The sequence below is a fragment of the Xanthomonas sp. WHRI 10207 genome (assembly GCF_040202975.1).
Classification (GTDB): Bacteria; Pseudomonadota; Gammaproteobacteria; order Xanthomonadales; family Xanthomonadaceae; genus Xanthomonas.
On the sequence record NZ_JBEGDX010000009.1, the window covers coordinates 73687 to 94267 of the forward strand.

Annotated in this window: 12 protein-coding genes; 3 read left to right on the top strand and 9 right to left on the bottom strand. The window is 62.1% G+C overall.

Translation table 11 applies throughout. From position 1 onward, the window contains the following. Positions 1-369 precede the first annotated feature (369 nt). Both ABQU90_RS21900 and ABQU90_RS21905 read right to left on the bottom strand, forming a co-directional pair. Positions 370-2769, bottom strand: a complete 2400-nt coding sequence (locus ABQU90_RS21900) for a GH36-type glycosyl hydrolase domain-containing protein (RefSeq protein WP_323523310.1) — start codon at positions 2767-2769, stop codon at positions 370-372. A 2-nt stretch (positions 2770-2771) separates the two neighbouring features. Beyond that, the gene (locus ABQU90_RS21905) at positions 2772-4154 is read right to left on the bottom strand and encodes an MFS transporter (protein WP_323523309.1); all 1383 of its coding nucleotides are present in this window, start codon (positions 4152-4154) and stop codon (positions 2772-2774) included. Positions 4155-4311: 157 nt separating this feature from the next. Between ABQU90_RS21905 and ABQU90_RS21910 the strand changes: the two genes are divergently transcribed. Together ABQU90_RS21910 and ABQU90_RS21915 are read left to right on the top strand one after the other, a co-directional pair. Next, complete coding sequence (locus ABQU90_RS21910; RefSeq protein ID WP_115529290.1) at positions 4312-4896, top strand: gluconokinase; 585 nt, start codon at positions 4312-4314, stop codon at positions 4894-4896. 867 nt (positions 4897-5763) lie between these two features. Continuing rightward, the gene (locus ABQU90_RS21915; RefSeq protein ID WP_115563402.1) at positions 5764-7494 is read left to right on the top strand and encodes an outer membrane protein assembly factor BamB family protein; all 1731 of its coding nucleotides are present in this window, start codon (positions 5764-5766) and stop codon (positions 7492-7494) included. Between the two features lie 485 nt (positions 7495-7979). On the opposite strand, the gene ABQU90_RS21920 is transcribed toward ABQU90_RS21915, so the two are convergent. The 7 genes from ABQU90_RS21920 to ABQU90_RS21950 form a co-directional block, all read right to left on the bottom strand. Then, entirely contained in the window at positions 7980-8207 is a 228-nt protein-coding gene (locus ABQU90_RS21920) for a hypothetical protein (RefSeq protein WP_323523307.1), read from the bottom strand. Then, complete coding sequence (locus ABQU90_RS21925; protein ID WP_323523306.1) at positions 8188-8637, bottom strand: type II 3-dehydroquinate dehydratase; 450 nt, start codon at positions 8635-8637, stop codon at positions 8188-8190. The genes ABQU90_RS21920 and ABQU90_RS21925 overlap by 20 nt, the downstream gene beginning before the upstream one ends. A gap of 10 nt (positions 8638-8647) precedes the next feature. After that, positions 8648-9076, bottom strand: a complete 429-nt coding sequence (locus ABQU90_RS21930; RefSeq protein WP_323523305.1) for a hypothetical protein — start codon at positions 9074-9076, stop codon at positions 8648-8650. Between the two features lie 759 nt (positions 9077-9835). Then, the gene (locus ABQU90_RS21935) at positions 9836-10648 is read right to left on the bottom strand and encodes a hypothetical protein (RefSeq protein ID WP_323523304.1); all 813 of its coding nucleotides are present in this window, start codon (positions 10646-10648) and stop codon (positions 9836-9838) included. A gap of 52 nt (positions 10649-10700) precedes the next feature. Further along, the gene (locus tag ABQU90_RS21940; RefSeq protein ID WP_323523303.1) at positions 10701-11252 is read right to left on the bottom strand and encodes a hypothetical protein; all 552 of its coding nucleotides are present in this window, start codon (positions 11250-11252) and stop codon (positions 10701-10703) included. A 584-nt stretch (positions 11253-11836) separates the two neighbouring features. Continuing rightward, entirely contained in the window at positions 11837-15691 is a 3855-nt protein-coding gene (locus tag ABQU90_RS21945; RefSeq protein ID WP_323523301.1) for a translocation/assembly module TamB domain-containing protein, read from the bottom strand. Then, positions 15688-17469 (bottom strand): autotransporter assembly complex protein TamA, encoded by a 1782-nt coding sequence (locus ABQU90_RS21950; protein ID WP_115514311.1) that lies wholly within the window; start codon positions 17467-17469, stop codon positions 15688-15690. Before ABQU90_RS21950 ends, ABQU90_RS21945 begins: the two co-directional genes overlap by 4 nt. Positions 17470-17708: 239 nt before the next feature. Between ABQU90_RS21950 and ABQU90_RS21955 the strand changes: the two genes are divergently transcribed. Beyond that, a complete protein-coding gene (locus tag ABQU90_RS21955) occupies positions 17709-20408 on the top strand; it encodes a TonB-dependent receptor plug domain-containing protein (protein WP_323523332.1) in 2700 nt (899 codons plus the stop codon). The last annotated feature ends 173 nt before the right edge of the window (positions 20409-20581 follow it).

Genomic DNA, 20581 nt, shown 5'->3' on the forward strand with positions numbered 1-20581 from the left:
CTTCTGGCTGTTGGCTTCTGGCTGTTGGCTTCTGGCTGTTGGCTTCTGGCTGTTGGCTTCTGGCTGTTGGCTTCTGGCTGTTGGCTTCTGGATGTTGGCTTCTGGCTTCTGGCTTCTGGCTTCTGGCTTACGGCTTACGGCTTACGGCTTACGGCTTACGGCTTCTAGATCCTGGATCTGGCTTTGAGCGTTAGCTTTGGCTTTGGCTTTGGATCTAGCTCCAGCTCCAGCTCCAGCTCCAGCTCTAGCTCTAGCTCTAGCTCTAGCAACGACAATCTAAAAAGCCGGCAACCTCCCCTCTCCCCCCTGGGGGAGAGGGTGCCCAAAGGGCGGGTGAGGGCCGCTGGCTAAGCAAGCCGCAGCCACCCCTCAGCCCGGCAGACGCACGCGCACCTGATACGTGCGACCGGCCACGATGTTGTGAACCCGTTGATCCGGGCAGACCTCGCCATCCAGCAGCATCTCGCTGTCGCGACGACCCGCCTCGCGCGTCAACACGACCTCGAACTGCGCGCCACGAAACTGCCGCGTCACCTGCGCATGCGGCCAGTGCGACGGCAGCTGCGGGCGGATCGCCAACGCATCGCCCTCGCCGACCAGGCCAAACAAACCTTCCAGCACGCAGCGATACACCCACGCCACCGTGCCGGTGTTGAACAACTGGCTCGATCGCCCGGCGGTACGCGGGTACTGATGCCACGCGCCACGGTAGTAGTTGGGCAGCGACACCGGCAGATGACCGCGCTGCAGCACGTCTTCGCGGGTCGGGCCCGGCAGCATCGCGCGCAGGATCTCCCAGGCGCGGTCGGCCTCACCAATCTGGTACAGGCTGTACAGATAAAACGCCACCGCGTGGTTGTAGACCGCACCGTTCTCCGCCGCACCTGGCCATTTCTGGGTAAGGCGCCCCACGTCGTCGCGCATGTGGGTGTAGGCCGGTGCCAGCATCACCGGGCCATACGGTGTGTGCAGTTGCTCGCGCACCGCCTCCAGCAGCGCCGTGCGTTGCTGCGCATCGGCGGTGCCGGCCAACAGCGCAAAACTCTGCGGATTGAGATAGATGCGCCCCTCCACATCGTCGGCAATGCCGAAGCGCACGCCGTCGTCGGTGATGCCGCGCGCATACCAGTTGCCGTCCCACAACTCGCGATTTGCGTCGGCGTTTACCCTGCCCACTGCCTGGCCGAATGTCTGGGCCTGCGCGGTGCGTCCATGCGCGGCGCAGATGTCCGACCACAGCCGCAGCGCATACGCGGTAGCAACGGTGAGCCAGCCGGAGACGCCCTTGCCGCGCCAGCCGACCATGTTCATGGGGTCGTTCCAATCGCCCTGGGCGATGAAACTCAGGCCGCGCGCATCGCGCGCATCCAGCAACCACTGCATCGCCGCATCCAATCGCTCGGCCACGCTCAGCGCCTGGCCATCGTGCGTGCGCACCACCGCCTCCAGCACGCTGGCATCGTTGGTTTCGGCCAGATACGCACTCAGGAAGATCGGCAACCACACGCAATGGTCGGTATGCGGCACCTGGTTGATGTATTTCAGCTCGGCGCCTTCCACCAGCAAGATGCCGTCCGGCATCGCGCCGCTGGGTTCCTGCTGCGACAAGGTATGCAGCAACGCCGCACGCGCGGTCGCCGGCTGAAGATAGGCCATGCCCATGTGGTCCTGCAGATAGTTGCGCGTCTGCGGATCGGTGGTCAGGCGGTTGACATCGCCGTGATAGAACACCTGCCGCGGCAACCAATGATTGACCAGGTTATCCAGCGCCGCATCGGGTGTGGCGATCTGCATGCAACCGTGGCCGGCCTGCAGATACTGCGCATAGGCGCGTGCCGCCTCGGCAAATCCTTCCTGCGAAAGATAGCGCGCGCGCAGCGCGGCGATTTCGGCATCGTCCTTGGCCGGCCCGAATGCAAAGCGATATACGCTGGCCGCATCGGGCTCCAGCTGCAGGCGATATTGCAGCGCGGCGGCCGGCGTTTCGTAATGCGCCTCGCTGTTGCCCAGCTGCTCGGCCTGGATGGCAGACGGCGCATGCAACCCACCCTCGCCTTCGAACGCCAGTTGCTGCGCGTCCCATGCCACCGGCGCTTGCTCATGCAGCAGGAAGGTGCAGTCCTTGAAATCGCGCTGACGAAAATAATCGTCCACTTTCTGATACGGCGCCACGCTGCGGCAGACGATGCCACCCAGCGCCGGCTCGTAGCCGCCGGATTGATGCATCCACGACATGTAACCGACCGGAAAATACACATACAGGCTCAGCCGCCGCGCGCGCCCGGAGGCGTTATGCACGCGGCATTCCCACAGCTCCAGCGCATCGTCGGTAGGCAAGGCCACGCACAGCTCCACCACGATGTCGTCATGCTGCACGCGCCAACGCACATCGTGCTTGCCGGCAGAGAATTCGAAGGCCTGCGGCTGCGCGCGCACCGGCTCGTGCGGTACCGAGTACAGCGCGCCGCTGTCTTCGTCCTTAAGATAGAAAAAACGCCCGGGGTGATGCGCGTAGTACGGCTGCTCGGGCATCATGAAATTGCGCGCTTCCAGCATTGGTGCATGCGCGTACTTGGATGGCTCCGGCTGCATGAACTGGCCGGTGGCATAGCCGCGGCAGGTGAGCTGCAACATCATGCGGCGGTTCCACAAAAAGCCGCCGGCATTGGGCATGGCGGTCGGGCTGTAGAGCGCGTAGCGCATGCCATCGGCGCTTGGCGCCATCAAGGTGGACAGTGGGTCGGACGCAGCGGTGGGCGTTGCAGACACGGTCAGGGGTGCTCCGGTTCGTCGCGCTTGCGCGCGGCCAGTTCGTGCTGGATCTGGCTCAGCAAGCCGTCGTCCAGCGGATAGAAACGCATGGTCCAGGCAGCCAGCAGCGCGACCACCCCAGGGATCACCGTCAGCAGCAGCACGATGCCGGTCAACGACCCGGTGGACTGCGCACTGTTGGCCACATAGCCCATCCCGGCCAGCACCCACGCGATGCCGGCCGAGGCCAGCGCGCCGCCAAGCTTTTGCGAAAACGTCGCCGCCGCAAACGTCATCGCCGTCGCGCGCCGGCCGGTACGCCATTCGGTGTAGTCGGCGCTGTCGGCATACATCGAAAACGCCAACGGCGACTTCGGCCCCAGTGCCAGGCCGATCAACATGTTCAACGCGAAGATCGCCCATACCGCATCGGCAGGCACGAAGAACATCGCACAACTCAACACACCCACGATCACCATCAGCCCGCACATCAGCTGGCGCTTGTCCCAATGCCGCGTCAGCAATGGGGTGATGGCTGCACCTACGCCCAAGGCCACCGAATAACTGCCCAGGAACAAGCCGACCAGATCCGGGCGTTGCACGTAGTACTTGAGGTAGTACACGCCTGCACCACCGCGCATGGTGATCGTGATCATGATGATCAACGACAGCACGAACAACACGCACCATGGTTTGTTCTGCAACAGATCGGCGATGTCGCGCCGGATCGGTGTGCGTTGTTGCGGAGGCGGTTGCACGCGCTCGCGCGTGGTCAATGCCACGGTGACAAACAACACCAGCGCCACTGCGCCGTACAGCATCATCGTGCGCTGCCAGCCCAGTGCATCGTTGCCGCCGCCGAACCAGCGCACCAGATCCATCGTGAAGTAATTGACCAACGTGGTGCCTGCAAACGCACCGATGAAGCGCAGGCTGATCAGCCCGGTACGCTGCTGGCTGTCGGCGGTGATCACGCCCGACAAGGCCGAGTAAGGAATGCTCACCACGGTGTAGGCCAGCATCATCACCAGGAAGGTCACCGTGGCCCACACCATGCGCCCGTTCTGATCCAGGTCCGGCGTGGTGTAGGCAAGCACGCCGGTCAGCGCCATTGGTATTGCGCCCCATAACAGATACGGGCGGAACTTGCCCCATCGGCTGCGGGTGCGGTCGGCGATGGCGCCCATTGCCGGGTCGGCAATCGCATCGGCGATCTTGGTCAACAGGATCATCGTGCCCACCGCTGCGGCCGGCAGATGCATGGTGTCGGTGTAGAAGATCAGCAGAAACGCCGAGATGTTGGCCCAATACAGATTCAGGCCCAGATCGCCGGCGCCGTAGCCCAGCTTTTCGCGCCAGCGCAGGCGCGCCGATGCAGGAGACGGTGCAGGTGTTGACGTCATCGACAGACCTTCGGATGCGTTGTACCCGGCCGGGCACGCCGTTACGCTGGGTGCCCGCTCACCTGGCAAGGAGCGCCGACGCTACACCACGCATCGGCTGCCGCCAACGTGAAATCGGCTCAAATGCCGAATCGATCCGGAGATATAACCTGACGTGATGGACACCGCCGTACCTGCCACGCCCGCGTCCGCTTCGCCCATGGCCATCGTTGTGATGGGCGTCTCGGGCAGCGGCAAGACCACCATCGCGCAGGCGCTCGCTGCGCATTACCGCTTCCGCTTTCTGGATGCCGACGACTATCACAGCGTGGCTGCGCGCGCGCAGATGGCAGCCGGCCAACCGCTCACAGATGCCATGCGTCTGCCGTGGGTGGAGCTGCTGGCCGCCACCTTGCGCGACTGCGTGCATGCCGGCGAATCGGTGGTGCTGGCATTTTCCGGATTGCGCGGCACGCACCGCCAATTGCTGCGCGGCAGCGGCGTACCGATGCGCTTTGTGTTCCTGCATGCGGCGCCGCATGTGATTGCCGCACGCCTGAGCGCACGCGCCGGCCACTTCATGCCGCCCAGCCTGCTCGACAGCCAGCTGCAGACGCTGGAACTGCCGTTGGACGAGGCAGATGTGGTGTCGGTCGATGTGGACGCGACCGTGCCGGAAGTGGTGCGCGATGCGATCGCGCAGTTGGCGCTGAGCGCGTCTGCTGCAGTGCACACAGCCGCGCACTCACCTCAACGCGCGTAACGCGCCGAGCGCACCGCTGGCCAAGCCCACCACTGAGCGTGCGCTCGATCACTCCTCCTCCCATCGGGAGAAGGTGGCGCGAAGCGCAGGATGCCGGTGCGCGCAAAGCCCCGCGCGGTTGGGATACATCAGGGCTACGCCTCGTACCCTCACCCAAATCCTCTCCCGCGGGGAGAGGGGCTCTCGATCGTTCCTTCTCTCATCGGGAGAAGGTGGCACGAAGCGCAGGATGCCGGTGCGCACAAAGCCCCGTGCGGTTGGGATACAACAGGGCTTCGCTTCGTAACCCTCACCCCAACCCCTCTCCTGCGGGAGAGGGGCTTTCGATCGTTCCTTCCCCATCGGAAGAAAGTGGCGCGAAGCGCCGTATGCCCGTGCGCTCAAAGCACCGCGCGGTTGGGATACATCAGGGCTACGCCTCGTACCCTCACCCCAACCCCTCTCCCGCGGGGAGAGGGCTTTGTCGTCGTGTAACTGATTGGTTGGCTCGCCCATCGAGAGTCAGTGACGCGCCACGTTGAGTGGCGCGGGCAGCGCCTCATCCGACGGCGACCCACCGTACAAGGTGGCGCAAAATTTCCTGGTTACCTTTTGCAAACCTATGAATTACTGACGAATTCGCTGCTGCAGCGTTGAATCATTTTTTCTATCGTACTGGAGCGAAATAGTGATGAATCATCACTATTTGTGCGATTAACGCACGTGCTGAACGCAAAATTTTCGACTTGGTATTACCAGATGCAGACGGACCCGACCGTTGCGTGAATGCAACAGCGCATGCGTGTTGCGCGGGCACCGCAATCGGCGATCTTCACCACGCAGATCCGGGGGGATCCAGCGCTTCCTTCCATTAATGGACATGCCGTGATGACCAACTCCAATCGCCGCTTGCGGTTACGCAGTTTGACGCTCATTCCCTGCCTGCTCGCCAGCGCAGTGGCTTTCGCCCAGCCCGGCTCCGCCACCGCACAACAGCCGGTGTCTGCGCTGGACACCCAGGCCTTCGCGCGCTCCGGCCAGGTGTGGAGCGCCTTCGGCAGCAACCTCCCGTTCGCGAGCCCCACCAGCTGGACCACCGCCGGTGGCGGTTACTTCAACGCGCGCTTCGCGCCGGGTGAGTGGAAGATCAATCGCACCACCGTCAAAGGCCTGAAGCCGGCCTGGACCCTGACCACCACCGGCGACATCTCGGCCACGCCGAGCGTCGAAGGCGGCACCCTCTACGTGCCCGACTGGGGCGGCACTCTGTATAGCGTCGACACCCAGACCGGCAAGCCGAACTGGCAGGCCAAGCTGTCCGACTACACCGGCAACGCCGCCTCGGTGACGCGCAATACCCCGGCCATCACCGCCAAGAGCATCATCGTCGGCGACCAGGCTGCCGGCACCGTGATGGCGATCGACAAGAAGACCGGCAAGCTGTTGTGGAAGACCACCGCCGAAGCCAACCCGCAGGCGCGCATCACCTCCTCGCCGGTGATCTACGGCAACCGCATCTACGTCGGTATCTCCTCGGGCGACTGGGGCAATCTGGCGCCCAACCACACCTTCAGCTTCCGCGGCAGCGTCGTGGCGCTGGATCTGAACACCGGCAAGAAGCTATGGCAGTTCTACAACGTGCCCGAGGGTTACACCGGCGCCTCGGTGTGGGGGCAGGTGGCGATCGACCCGATCAGCAAGCGTCTGTATTTCGGCACCGGCAACAACTACAACATCCCCGAGGGCGTGGGCAATTGCGTCTCCAATGCACGCTCCTATCTGGGCAGCGACCTGACCGTGCAGGACGAGCTGAACTGCATGGCACCGGATAACTATGTCGACTCGGTGATCGCGCTGAATCTGGACACAGGCAAGCTGGCCTGGGCCAATCGTGCACAGGGCTACGATGCCTGGAACCTGTCGTGCATCATCGCGCCCACCAACGGTCTGTGCCCAAATACGCAGGCCACCAACCTGACCGGCCCCGATTACGATTTCGGCGGCGCTGGCGTCAACCTGTTCACCGTGTGGCGCGACGGCAAGCCGCAGCAGTTAGTCGGTGCCGGACAGAAGAGCGGTATCTACTGGGCCTTCAACGCCAAGACCGGTGCCAAGGTATGGTCGACCCAGGTCGGCCCCGGCGGCACCACCGGCGGCGTCGAGTGGGGCACCGCGTTCGACCCGTACAAGTCGCAGATCTATGTGGCCATCAACAACAACAACAACACCACCTACACCCTGGGACCGGACAACACCGTCAGCCATAACGGCGGCTCGTGGGCGGCGCTGGATGCGGCTACCGGCAAGATCAAATGGCAGGTCAAGGTGCCGGGTATCAACCGCGTCAACCCGACCGTACCGGCCGGCGGCCAGGGCTCGCTGACGGTGTCGCCGAACCTGCTGTACGCCGGTTCGATGGCCGGCAACATGGTCGCCCTCGACACCGACACTGGCGCCACGCTGTGGAACTACGACGCCACCGGCTCGGTGCTCAGCTCGCCGGCCGTGGTCAATGGTGCGCTGTACTGGGGCGCCGGCTACGGCCGCTTCAACTTCGGCACCGCCGCGACCAGCAATCAGCTGATCAAGTTCGTGCCGGAGAGCGGAGCGGCCAAGTAATCGGCTAGCACGTGCTCTGCGTTGCGTGATGCGCAGTGAAAGCAAAACAACGACGCCACCTTCGGGTGGCGTCGTTGTTTGTGGGGCTGGTAAAGAGCGTAGCGCGGCGCGTTGATTGGCGTGTGTGGTGTTTGCTGTTCGCTTTGCTGTTGCTGTTGGCTGTTGCTGTTGGCTGTTGCTGTTGGCTGTTGCTGTTGGCTGTTGCTGTTGGCTGTTGCTGTTGCTGTTGCTGTTGCTGTTGCTGATCGAGTATGGAGACGGCGCCAAGCGATGCCCTGCATTCGGTGCAGTCGCGTGATCGCAGAACAGCGGCGCCGGCCGGTGGCGCATCATGGGTAGCGTGCGTAAGACCATTACATGCTGGTGCAGCGATGGGTGTGCCGTCTCCGGCACTGTCTCGTTGCGGCGCATGGGATGGCGCCGCGTTTTTGATCGACCGCAACACGCGCGTACAGCGCGCTACACCACAAGCGCAGGTCATGCCGTTACAGCCGCGTGACCTGACAGAGCCGGATCTGCCCCGCTTCCAGCCCATGCGCTTCTGCCGCACGACGGCGCAACGCACATACCAGCTCGGCGGCATCCAGCACGCCATCGGCAGACACCTCCACGCTGTGAGCGAGCTGCCCCCATAGCACCGGCCGGCCATCGCAATAGCCTTCGTAGTCGGCGAAGTAATGCTGCTGGCGCGACTCAGGTCCCGACGTGGACATCGCCCTGAATCTCCGTGCAGCCCAGATGTTCCAACGCGATTTCCAGCCCCAGTAAATAGCTCTGCGCGCAGTAACCGCGCACCGTCGCCACGCACTCGCCCAGACCTGCCGGCAGGCAGCGCTCCGGCCGGTCCGTACTGTCGTCGTGCGTTTCCACATAGGGATAGCGCAACGCCGCCAGCACCCGATGCAGGCGCACGCTGTCCACGCAACTGCCCGGATCGATCAATGCAATTTCCACCCGCGCCTGCCCGGCCACGCGCAACGCATCCAGCAACTCCTGCTCCGACCCGCAGGCGCGCAACGCCACCGTCTTGCCTGCATCGCCGGCACATTGCACCAGCTGCCGGACGACGGCCCGCGGCAACGGCTGCGGCCCACGCACCCGCGGCGATACTGCCTCGGGCCCACGCACGATCATGATCGACATGCCGGTGTCCTCAGGCAGCTACGTGCAACGGCGCGTGCAACAACGGCAGACAACGCGCGGCAATGCCCAACGACATCGCATACGCACGCGGCGCATCGTGCGGCGCAATCACAACAGCCAACGGCGCATGCTGCGGATGCAGCCACGGCTCCAGCTCCTGCGCCGCATCGGCATGCAGCTCGATGTACGGCGTAGGTAGCGCATCCACCGCTGCACGCAAGGCCCTGGCACAACTGCGCTCGGACAACGGCAGATCGCCCGAGTCCAGCAGCACCAATTCCACCTCCGCATCGCCACCAGCCAATTGCAAGCTCGCAATCAAGCTATCGACATCGGCGCACGCCACCGTCCGTAGCGCGCGACCACCACACTCGGGCGCCATGACCGGCAACGCTTGCGCCAGATCAACCTGGGGACCTTGCAAAATCAGGATACACATAGTGTTTGGCTCAACGCACCACTGTGCGGGAGTGCCAAGGTAGATCCTGCAGACGTAAAGTTGCTATTCGCGCATTGGGGTTAACGCGTAAAAAATTTATATCTGCAGGCCTCGATTTACCCAAGTGCTGGAGCCAAACTAACCAAAACTTAGACATTTCGCTAGGATCGCCATCGGCACGTCAGGCGCAGTGGTCAGCAGCCGCTATCGTTCATTGGATTCACGTGCGCTTCGCCATTGAAAGGATGGGTCTAGGTGGCCTTCGTCATTGATGCCCGCGCGCATCGCAATGTCAACTGGAAAGCATCGCTCTCTCAATGCAGACCCGCGTCATACTCGACGTCTCCGAACAAACGCTCTAAGCGAGGAAGCCCGTTGGTGCTTGGTCAACTAAAGCGACCGAGGCGTCCGTTACGAGTCGATCCGCTACGTGGAGCCGCTCATCGCCGCTGGCTGCATCCGTCGATGGGCAGCGCGGGAAACTCTTGCGACGATGCGCAGACCGAGATAATCAACACACCGAAAGAGCTTAGGTGATCCATCATAACTCGTGCTGACGCACGCCAAGTTGGGTCAAACGCGCCAAGCTAAATCGGTTCGATTCGATCGAAAACGGTCGCTTACTAGCGCCAATCGGGAATATCACTGTCCTAGCCTGATGCCAAGTCCCTTGCTCGCTATCCTGAGTCGATCAGGTTGGCGCAACTCGAACCAAAACCACTGCAGGAAACCCGGCGCATTCTAGAAACCCACCCCGGATCAGTGGCTATTTTGCTGCATGATGACATCGCTCATATATTCGCTCCAGTTCAGACACAGCGCTTGCATATCCTTGTACTGAGCAATGGATTCATGATGTCCTGCCATACGCAAAGCCGCTCTCGGATGAGTTGATAGTAGTGCCACGGTGTCGTTGCTCAACTCGATCAAGAGGCATGACTCCGCCCCTTCAGCAATTCTTTCGCTACGCTCTGTGTCCTTCGGTGTCTGCCCAAGAACGGAAAGAGTTGCGTGGGTGGATTCATGCATGGCCACCATCAGTGCCACCCAGAGGGAGTCTTCGGCATTTGATGGGGTACATGGAACCAAATAGTCCAGATGGAACGCTTTACCAAAGCTGGCCGACAATGCGTAACGTTGGACGGGCTTCATTGTTTCAACTAGCGTCAAGGTTGTTTCGCCCCGAGCTGGCCAGCCACCAATCCGAGCAAAGAAATTGTCGAGGGCCTTTGTCGTATTTTCCTCAGCTACCTTGGAAGGCGCGCAGGCGTCGGTTCCTCTCACATGAAGCCGGAATGATGACGATTTGGCATAGCCGTACTTGAAGACGTTGCGGGACGCGGCAGACATTCCATCTCCCAATGGGAGATATGTCCCTGATATTGACCACGTCACTCCCGGCCATCGTACAACTTTTGTATTGAAGGCGCTTTCGACCTCGTAGCCATCGTTTTCCAACTTAACGACTTTATTGAAGGCCATCCTCGGAGCGCGGACCGCAACAGTACAGCCTGCCAGAGATACAGCAATGATGATTGAAAATATAATGACGGCCGACTTATCTATCGTCATTACCAACCTCCATTAACGGAAGTTGCCGCCTAAGCGGCAACTTCCGTTGGTCTCAGATACTGGAGCACGCCACCCTAGTCCTAAACCGTGACCAGCATTCAGCTGGCACTGTGATGCTACTTGATGCACGCTTTTCTCCCTGATACATAACTGCTGAAGAGATAACGTGATCAGCCCCATCTATAGGGATGTTCCCATAATTGATCTTTGTATTCACCCCAACTGCTGATGGGTAGGAGTTTAGCCACGATTGAACCGTCTCTGGATTCTGAAAAACGAGCTTTGTGCCAGATTTTACCCATGGAAACGTAGATGAAGCAAGAAGATTTCCAGAATCGTCCGATAGCGTAACGACAACATTTCCAACTGAATTCAGATTGAAATCCGTCCCGGCCGTTTCAATATAAATATCAGTAGCACTAATAGCCGCACTTACTAAACCCATATTTTGCAAGATGGAAGATCTTCCGCCACCTCTGATTGTAATCTCCCCCTCCGCAGGCTGTCCAACCTTCTTGCGAATAGTAGCCGACCATTCGCAACCTGTAAGCATAAGAATAGCGGCCATCACATTGGCGACAAGAACAAATTTACGCTTCTGCACTTTAAGATCCTTTTATATGGATAGCTTGAATCGATAATTACCGAGTGATTTGTAATCTTCGAACAGCTTCAGCCAAGGCGCACAAAAACCGTACAACATTTTTATAAGTCAAAAAACACGCTATGTTGCTTAGAATCTTCTGCGTAACCAATAGTACTAACTGCACTATTTTTATAGAATCGATCCTAGTTCTTTAAGTTTATTGACCTAAAAGCGGTGCCTCGCAACACTTACTCTATAGATTAGTAAAGCCCTGGGTAATCCACGAACGCCCCTGCAACGCTTATCTACCACGAAGCCAATAGCCATGCAATATTTATTTTCAAAACTTACCGCTTTTAACTCACTCGATTACGTGAAAGTATGCAAATAAAGTTATAGTGGTTATTAATAATCATACATATAATTAGCGTAGCTGTTTTAATTCCAACCCCTTAGTCTCATCGTACGTGGACGAATTGGCGAGAAGAATCTGCTAACGCTGCAGCAAGTAATTACAGTGGTTTTTTTCGCAAGTCCGAGCTTGGCGCAGAATTTCATGAATGCCTCGCATCCCTAAGCACATCGTCAGGATTGGCACACCACTACTTCTCCCGCCGCCAATTCACCGAGCCCTTGGTCTCCACTGTGCTGGATTCGGCTTCCACATCGAAGCCGCGGCTGAGCAGGTATTTGAGCGTGAGCACCGAGCCGCCGCCGATCATCGAGACGCCGTAGCCGACGTACAACTTGGGCGAGAGGTATTTGCCGAAGCCCACCACCGAGCCGAGCGTGCTGGATTGGCTGACGCCGGCTTCGTCCAGGCCGAGCTTGGCGCCGATCTGCGAAGCGATCAGGCTGCTGCCCGCCGACAGTGCGGCCGAAGCGGCGCTGACTTGCTGGGTTTCGTCGCTGCTGGCGGTGGACAGGCCGCGGCCGAGTACCAGATACGACAGCGCTTCGGATTGCGACATCGCCGGCTCCGACCACACATCGGCACGTGGCGATTCGGCGCGGCCACTGACGTCGATACCGGCGGTGACATCACCGATCTTGCGCTCGGCGCGCAGGCTCACGCGCGGGTCGGAGACGATGTTGTTGTTCCAGGTCAGCTGGCCGCGGCTGATGGTCAGATCCTGGCCATAGGCCTTGTAGCGGCCGCGCACATCCAGCCCGCCATTGGCGGTCATTTCGCGGCCCGGGCGCGCGCGGATCTGCATCTGCCCGCTCAGGCCGCCCTTCAGGCCAAAGCCGCTCATGTTGACCTTGTCGCCGAGCACGATGGCCAGGTCCATATCCAATGGCGAGGACGGAGCGACCTCCGGGTCGACCGGGTCCAGCACCACCACGTCTTCGGACACCGAGGTGCCGCGATCCAGGCGTTCCAGGTCGATATCGGCTTCGGGCACGGTGACCTTGCCGCGCAGCTGCATGGTCTTGTCGACGATGCCGAACTGCATGTCCGGGTTGGCAATGATGCGCAACTCGCTGGTGTTGTAGGCCAGCACGTTTTGCCCACGGATGTTGAGCAGCAACGGCGTGCTGGTGCCAAACCACGACAGCCCGCCATCGACGGTGAGCGTGCCCTCGCCGGACTTGGCCGAGGCGGTGATCTTGGCCGAGCCGTCCGGCAAGGCGTCGAAGCGGCCTTTGCCCTCGCTCAAGGTCAGGCCCATCGACGGATATTCGGCAGTGAAGTCGCTCAAGGTGGCGTCGCCGCCCAGCAGCGGTTTGTCGCGGGTGCCGCGCAGGCTCACATGGCCTTCGACCAGACCCTTGGGCCGCACCACATCGGCCACCACCAGCTCCAGCCAGTACAGCCGCGACATGTTGAGATACAACTCGCCATTGAGCGGCGCGTACGCGTCCCAGCCGGTGTTGAACTTGGCATCGACAAAGCCCGCGCCCTGGAAGCCGACACCGAGCTTGCCCTGGATCTGCTGCGGGGTGAAATCGGCCTGCATGCTGAACTGGTCGTAGCGCAGCAACTCACCGCGATTGGGGTTGCCGGCCACCGCGGCGTAGCGGGTTTCGCCCAGGCGGATACCGCCTTCGGGCGAGGCGATGCGGAAGCTGCCTTCCCATGCATTACCGCGCGGCTTGAAGCTGCCGTCGAGTGCGAGCTCACCGCGCAGATAGATCTGCCGGCCTTCCTGCTTGGGCAACCACGGTTGCACCAACGACAGTGGTAAGGCGTCGCCATGCACCACCATGCCCTCGCGCGGCCAGTTGGCGCTGGCGCACAGCGCGCCGCCGGTGGCTGCACCCAGGCAGGTGTCGGACAAGGTGAATGCCGCACCATCGGTACTGAATTGCGCCGGCTGCCGCAGCGCCCAGGCATCGCCCTTCGACGGTGCGATGCGCAGCGTGGCGACCTGGCCCTGCCAGCGCGCGCCATTACGACGCACATCGCCCTGCAGCGCGACGCTGGCCATGCTGTTGGCGATATCGGCATCCAGACGCAGCGCTTCCACCGCGCCGCGTGCCTGCACGCGCACGCTGTCCAGCACCACGCCCGCTTCGATGGCGGTGCCCTGCAGCGCCAGTTGTCCATCGCTGCCGCGCCACGGCAAGCGCCCACGCAAGCTGATGCTCTGCGCGGTGTAGGTGTTCCAGCGCAGGCCATTGCCGGCGATGTCGGCGCTGATGTCCGGCGCATCGCGGCGGCCGCTGACCTGCAACTGCCCGCGCACGGTGCCGGTGGCGCCAGGCAGCACGTCGTCCAGTTGCAGCGGCTGCAGTTGCGCGGCGATATCGAGCTGGTCGCCGACCTTGCCCTTGGCAGTGACGCGGCTATTGCCCAGCGACAGTTGCAGTTCGCCTTCGCCTTGTTCGCCACGCAGGGCGAACTTGCCGTTGGCCGACAGCGCGCGCTGGCGCAGCTGGCCGGTCAGGCTGGGAACATCGGCAGTGGCTTCGACGCCCGGCGACACGCCACCGGCCGGCGCCGGCAACTGCCGGCCCTTGGAGGCGATCTTGCCGGACAGATTGCCGTTCCAGCCCGGCGCGAAATAGCCCGGGTCGAACTTGGCCAGCTGCGCGGTGACATCCCACTGCAGCTCCGGTGCCCAGCCCACTTCGCCGGTGACATCCAGCGAGCCGCCCGGCGTGGTGGCCTGCACCTGCTTGAGCTGCGCGCGTTGGTCGTTGCCGCGGCTGTCGAACACTAGCGCGGCTTGCTGGCCGTCGCGCTCCACGGTGGCGCGGCCGATCGCGGCCCACGCCTTCAGCGTGCCGGCCACGCCCAGGCGTGCGTCGATCAATTCCACCGGCACCACCGGCGCATCGGGGGTGGCCGGGTCGGACGCGGGAGTGAAGCGCAGGCCCTTGGCATTGACCGCAAAGCGGAAGCTCGGATTCTGGGTATCGCGGAAATCGGCGGTGCCGCGCAGCTGGGTGCGCCCTTCGAAGGTATCGATCACCAACGGTTCGACGGTCAACACCTGCTCCTGCAAGCTGATGTGCGACGGCTGCAAGGTCGCGCTCAGCGCGCCCTGTTTGACGCTGCCCTGCAGATCGGCCTTGCCGCCCTTGCCGGATGCGGTCAGGTTCACTGCGATCGGCGTGGCCGGTGCGTTGGTCACGCCAGCGGCGGCCGGAATCAGCAGCGAGGTATCCAGTGCCTCGGTGACGGCCTTCAACGCCCAGGTCGGGTCGTTGCGGCCGGTGAATACCAGGCTGGCCTGCAGCGGCGCCGGCGCGCGGCCGGCGATGGCCACTTCCATCTTGTCCAGATCACCGCGTGCGACCAGCCCCAGGCTGGCCGGCGTGCGGCCCCGCGCAGCCGGCAGCACCGCGGTGGCAGTGAGATCGGCGTGGTAAGCGTCGTTGGGAATGTAATCGCCATGCAGGCGGAAGTCGCCCATGTCGGTATCGATCACCAGGTCGCGCGTGCGCAGTTCGCCGGTCGCCACTTCCAGCCCGCCCTGCATCTTGTGCAGCACGATCATCGGCTGCTGCAACTGGGTGATGCGCAGGTTATCCACCGCGATCTTGTCGGCCTGGATCGCCAGCGGCACGTTGATCTGCGGCAGCGATTCGGGCCAGCTGGGGAGCTTGAACGGTTCGTCGCTCTTGCCCAGATTCAACGTGGCGTTGCTCACCTGCACCGCATCCAGCTGCAGCTTGCGGCCGAGCAATGGGCGCAGATCCGGCTCCAGATACACGCGCTCGGCGGTGAAGTGGATGTCCTGATAGGTGAAGTCGACATTGCGCAAGGTCAGCGGGCCGGCCACCGGGCCTTCGACACTGCCGTAGCTGAAGCTGGCACCCACCGGCAAGCGCGCAACCAGCTGCGCCAGCAACACGTCGCGCCCGGCCACGGTCTGTAGCAACCAATAGAGCGCGATCAGGGCCAGCAGCACCAGCCCGAGCACTGTCAGCCCCGAGCCCACCCAGAACCGGCGCCGGCGATAAAAACGCGCGCGGCGCGGTGCGGCAGGTGGCGTGGGTGTGCTCACAGGTTGGCCCCGATATCGATGTAGAGCTGAAACTGCGAGTCGGGGTCGTTCAAGCCGTGTGCGATATCCACCCGCACCGGTCCCACCGGCGAACGCCAACGCAGACCGAAGCCGATGCCGGTATGCCAATCGGGCCGGTCGTCGAAGGCGCTGCCGCTATCGACAAAGACCGCTCCGCCCCACGGGCCGCCCTTGAGGTAATGCTCGTACTCGGCGCTGCCGGTGACCACGTTCTTGGCACCCAGCGCAAATTCGTCCGGCCTGGGCGTGCGTGGGCCCACTTCGCGGAAGGCGTAGCCGCGGATGCTGTTGGCGCCACCGGCAAAAAACCGCAGGCTGGGCGGCATCGCCACCAGATCGCTGGTCCAGGTGGTGCCGCCTTCGCCGCGCAGGATCACCCGCCCGTTCTCGCCGGCGCCCAAAAACCAGCGCAGCTGCCCATAGAGCTGGCCGAAGTTGGTGTCCGAGCCCGCACCTTCGGCGCCACCACGGATCAGCGCCTGGCCCGACACACCGCTGCGCGGAAACAGCCGGTCGTCGACATTGATGTAGTTGGCCTGCAGCTGCGGATAGATCAGCGTGGAGGTTTCGTACACCGCACCTTCGAAATCGTTGCCGCTGCTGAACCGCCAGCGCTCGCGCAAGGCGTTGATCGAGGCAATCGCGCTCCAGCGCTCGTTGATCTGGCCGCTGCGGCTGCCGGTGAGTTTGACGTTGCGCAGGTCGATGTACTCGGTCTGCTCGTCGTACAGGCGCGCCGAGGCGGTGTACCAGCCGTCGAGCCAGCGGAACGCCGGCACCCGGTAACTGGTGGTCAGGCTCTTGCGGTTCTGCGCGTAGTCCAGCTGCGTGTCCATCTTGTGGCCACGCGCATTGACATAACGCCGCTCCACGCCGCCGCGCACACCGGCGCCGCTCTCGCTGCCGTAGCTCAGACCGGAGGTGTAGACGGTGCGCTTGGCGCGGGTGAGCTTGACGTCCACCGGTACCCGGCCATCGGCATCGGCGTCTTCGGGCTTGGGCTGGATATCGATGGTGCTGAAGTAATCCAGCTTGGTCAGCGACTCGCGCAGCCGATCCAGTTTGCCTTCGTGGTAGTAGCTGCCCTCGTCCCAATAGACCAGCGGGTCGAACAGGCCATCGCGAAAGTAGTCGTAGTCGAAGCGCACCTTGCCCATGTCGTAGCGACGGCCGCTATCCCAATTCAGGTCGATGTCGGCAGCGTGTTCGGCGCGCGTCACCGCCACCCGGCGCTGGGTGAAGTCGGCGTCGAAGTATCCACGCTCGGCCAGACGACGGGTGATGCGCACCTTGCTGGCTTCGTATTGCGGGTGGCTGAAGACCTGGCCTTCGCGCGGCTCGAACTGCTTGAGGTCCTGCCCCAGATAACGGTCCTGCTCGGCCCAGCCGGTGATGGAGATATGCGAGGTGCGTACCCGGACCGGCTCGCCACGGTCCACCGTGATCACCACCGTCACCTTGTCGCCATTGCGCGGCGCGGCCAGTTCGATGGTCGGCGAGTAGTAACCAAACGGCTCCAGCGCCTCGCGCGTCTGCCGCTCCGCCTGCGCCAGCAGGTACTCCAATCGCGACTCGCCCTGCTCTTTGCCGACGGCCTCATACAGAGACAGGGAGACCTCGATGTTCTCGATCATCTCGGCATCGTCGCCGTCGTCCAGCCCTTTGATCTCGATCTTGTCGATGGTCGCCCGGGCAATCGCTTGCAGCGGAACGAACAGGGTGCACAGCAGGGAGAGAGCAAAGACGGCTTTAAGCATCGGCAAAGGATACCCAGCCTAGGCGTGAAGGGACAAAAAATCTGCGCAAACACGCCTATACGGAACCGGACGGGACTGGGTACAGTCGGTACGTTGTTAACGTTCCGTTGACACCCATTGCGCGCGGCCCCCCGATTGCCGCGCGCCCGTTCATACCTTTGGAGAGAGAGGTTCGTTTCATGAAGCGTCATTTGCTGGTTACCGCCGTGTGCACCGCCCTGACCATGCCATCGCTTGCACTGGCACAGCAGCAAGGTGAAGTGACTCAACTGGACAAGGTGACGGTGACAGGATCGTTGATCCCCCGGTCCCAGGTCGAAACCGCAACCCCGGTGTTTTCGATCACCGCCCAGGACATCCAGCGCCGCGGCTTCAAAGACGTCTACGACGTGCTGCGCTCGCAGCCGATGGCCACCGGCGCGGTCCAGGATAGCCAGTTCAGCAACGGCTTCACCGCGGGTGCAAAATCGCTGAGCCTGCTCGGCCTGGATCCCGGCTTCACCCTGGTACTGATCGATGGCCGGCCGATGGCCGACTACCCGTTGCTCTACAACGGCCAGAGCAACTTCGTCGATCTGGCCAGCGTGCCGGTGGGCATGGTCGAGCGCATCGACGTGGCGCCCGGTAACCAGTCCTCGATCTACGGCTCCAGCGCCATCGCCGGTGTGGTCAACATCATCCTGAAAAAGCGCATGGACGGCGTGCAGATGAATTACCGCATGGGCACCTACGACGGCGGTGGCGGCAACAACCAGCGTTTTCAGCTCACCGGCGGCAACGAGATCGGCGGCGCCAACATCGTCTGGGGCCTGCAGCTCAACAATCAGGATCCGATCTATGGCTATCAGCGCCGCGACTTCGATTCCACCAACGACAATCCGGACCCGACGCTGCGTTATGGCTCACGCATCGCGCTGCATAACGTCGCCGGCCCCCCGGCCACCTATGTCGACCCCGGCGCAGACAACTGCGCGGCGTTGGGGGCGCTGTTCAATGGGTCGGTGCAATACGACAACCGCGCCAACCGCGGCAACTTCTGCAGCAGCCGCGCAGTACCAGGCTACGCCAGCATCCTCAACAAGGAACGCAGCGCCAGCGGCTATGCCAACCTGAGCTATGCGTTCAACGACAACACCGAGCTGTACTCGACCTTGTTACTCAATCGCACCAAGGTCGAGGTCAATAGCGGACCCGGCTTCTGGCAGACCTCGTCGGACACCGGTGGCCTTTTCTACAATCAGAACAGCCAGCAGCTCGAAAGCTATCAACGCGTTTTTGCACCTGAAGAAACCGGCAATCAAGATTTCAACAACAACCGCCAGACCGCCGACTCCTACAACATCGCGCTCGGCCTGAAAGGCGGCCTGGGTGCCAGCAACTGGACCTACGATGCGTACTACGCACGCTCGGAGTATCGGATCGACAGCCGTCAGCAGTGGCCGCTGGCCGACCGCATCGAAGATTTCTTCCGCGAACAGTTTCTTGGCGCGTCGCAGGGCGACTTCGCCGGCTACCCGATCTATTCGCCCAACGATGCCAACTTCTATCGCGCGTTGACGCCGGCGCAATACCGCAGCTTCAACGATGAAATCCGCACCAAGTCCAGGACGTGGACCCAGAACGTCAACCTGCAGCTGACCAACACCGAGTTGTTCAACCTGCCGGCCGGTGCGGTCGGCGTCGCCGGTGTGTTGCAGGCCGGTAATCAGTACTGGACCAATCCGACCGACCCGCGCGTGATTGCCGGCGACTTCTACCAGCTGACCGGCACCCAGGGCAGCGGCAAGCGCGAGAATTGGGCGGCGGCCTTCGAAATGCGGGTGCCGATCCTGAGCACCCTCACCGCCAATCTGTCCGGCCGCTACGACGACTACAAGAACCAGGGTGGCGGTGGCGATTCCAAGTTCACCTACAAGGCCGCACTGGAATTCCGCCCGATCGATTCGCTGCTGTTCCGCGGCAACTACGCCACAGCGTTCAAGGCACCGGACATGGCGTTCTCGTTCGCTGGCGACAGCGGCTTCTTCCAGGGCGTCAACGACTACTACCGCTGCGCGGTCGAAGAACCCGGCGTGCCGATTGCCGACTGCACCTATGCCGGCGCCACCATCCAGGGCCGTCGGTCCGGCAATGCGGATTTGCAGTCGATCACCGCAAAATCCTGGGGCGCCGGCGTGGTGTGGTCGCCGAGCGCACGCTTCAGCGTCAATGCCGATTACTACAACATCAAGATCGATGACAAGGTCAGCGACCTGAGCACCGATACATTGCTGCAAAACGAATCGGCCTGCCGGCTCGGCGCCCTGGACATCAACTCGCCGACCTGCGTGGACGCGCTGTCGCGTATCGACCGTACCGCCGCCGATGCGCAGGTACCCAATCGCCTGAGCAACATCCGCATCAACCCGGTCAACATCTCCAGCGAGGAAATCTCCGGTGTGCTGACCAAGGCGACCTACAACCTGGCCACCGAATCCTGGGGCCTGTTTGTGTTCGACGCGCAATACAACCTGACGCTCAAGCATGAAAGCCAGCAGTTCCCGCAAGACCCGGTGCGCGACCTGCTGAGCGAGCCGTTCTTCTCTACCGAGTTCCGCAGCATCACCAATGCCTCGATCACCTGGCAGAAGGATGCATGGACCACCACCTTGTTCGGCCAGCGTTACGGCCGTACCCCTAACCTCCTCGCGCAGCAGAGTACCGATGGCTATGCAGTGGAAGGCGCACGCAAGGTCGGAGCGTGGACCACCTTCAATGCGACGCTGGACTATGCGATCAACGACGACATCTCGCTGACGGCAACCGTCAACAATCTCGCCGACACCCGCCCACCGCGTGATCGCACCTACACCGACTACCCTTACTACAACATCTTCAACTACACCGGCTATGGCCGTTCGTACATGCTGGAATTGAACTGGCGCTTCGGCGCGCAGTGAGTCATCGGTTGTGACCAACAGCCGGCAGTCATCATGACTGCCGGTCTTTTTTGATGCAAGGCCGCTGACTTATAGGCGCCTGGATTGGACTGGAAGCAGCGATCAGCAGCGCTTGAACGCCGTCTCGATGGAGGCCAGGTCTGGTCGCACTCGCCTTGGCAAACATGTTGCCA

Excerpts from the sequence above, each read along its gene's own strand:
- ABQU90_RS21905 (WP_323523309.1), bottom strand. The coding sequence starts at position 4,154 with ATGACGTCAACACCTGCACCGTCTCCTGCATCGGCGCGCCTGCGCTGG.
- ABQU90_RS21910 (WP_115529290.1), top strand. The coding sequence starts at position 4,312 with ATGGACACCGCCGTACCTGCCACGCCCGCGTCCGCTTCGCCCATGGCC.
- ABQU90_RS21915 (WP_115563402.1), top strand. The coding sequence starts at position 5,764 with ATGACCAACTCCAATCGCCGCTTGCGGTTACGCAGTTTGACGCTCATT.
- ABQU90_RS21920 (WP_323523307.1), bottom strand. The coding sequence starts at position 8,207 with ATGTCCACGTCGGGACCTGAGTCGCGCCAGCAGCATTACTTCGCCGAC.
- ABQU90_RS21925 (WP_323523306.1), bottom strand. The coding sequence starts at position 8,637 with ATGTCGATCATGATCGTGCGTGGGCCCGAGGCAGTATCGCCGCGGGTG.
- ABQU90_RS21930 (WP_323523305.1), bottom strand. The coding sequence starts at position 9,076 with ATGTGTATCCTGATTTTGCAAGGTCCCCAGGTTGATCTGGCGCAAGCG.
- ABQU90_RS21935 (WP_323523304.1), bottom strand. The coding sequence starts at position 10,648 with ATGACGATAGATAAGTCGGCCGTCATTATATTTTCAATCATCATTGCT.
- ABQU90_RS21950 (WP_115514311.1), bottom strand. The coding sequence starts at position 17,469 with ATGCTTAAAGCCGTCTTTGCTCTCTCCCTGCTGTGCACCCTGTTCGTT.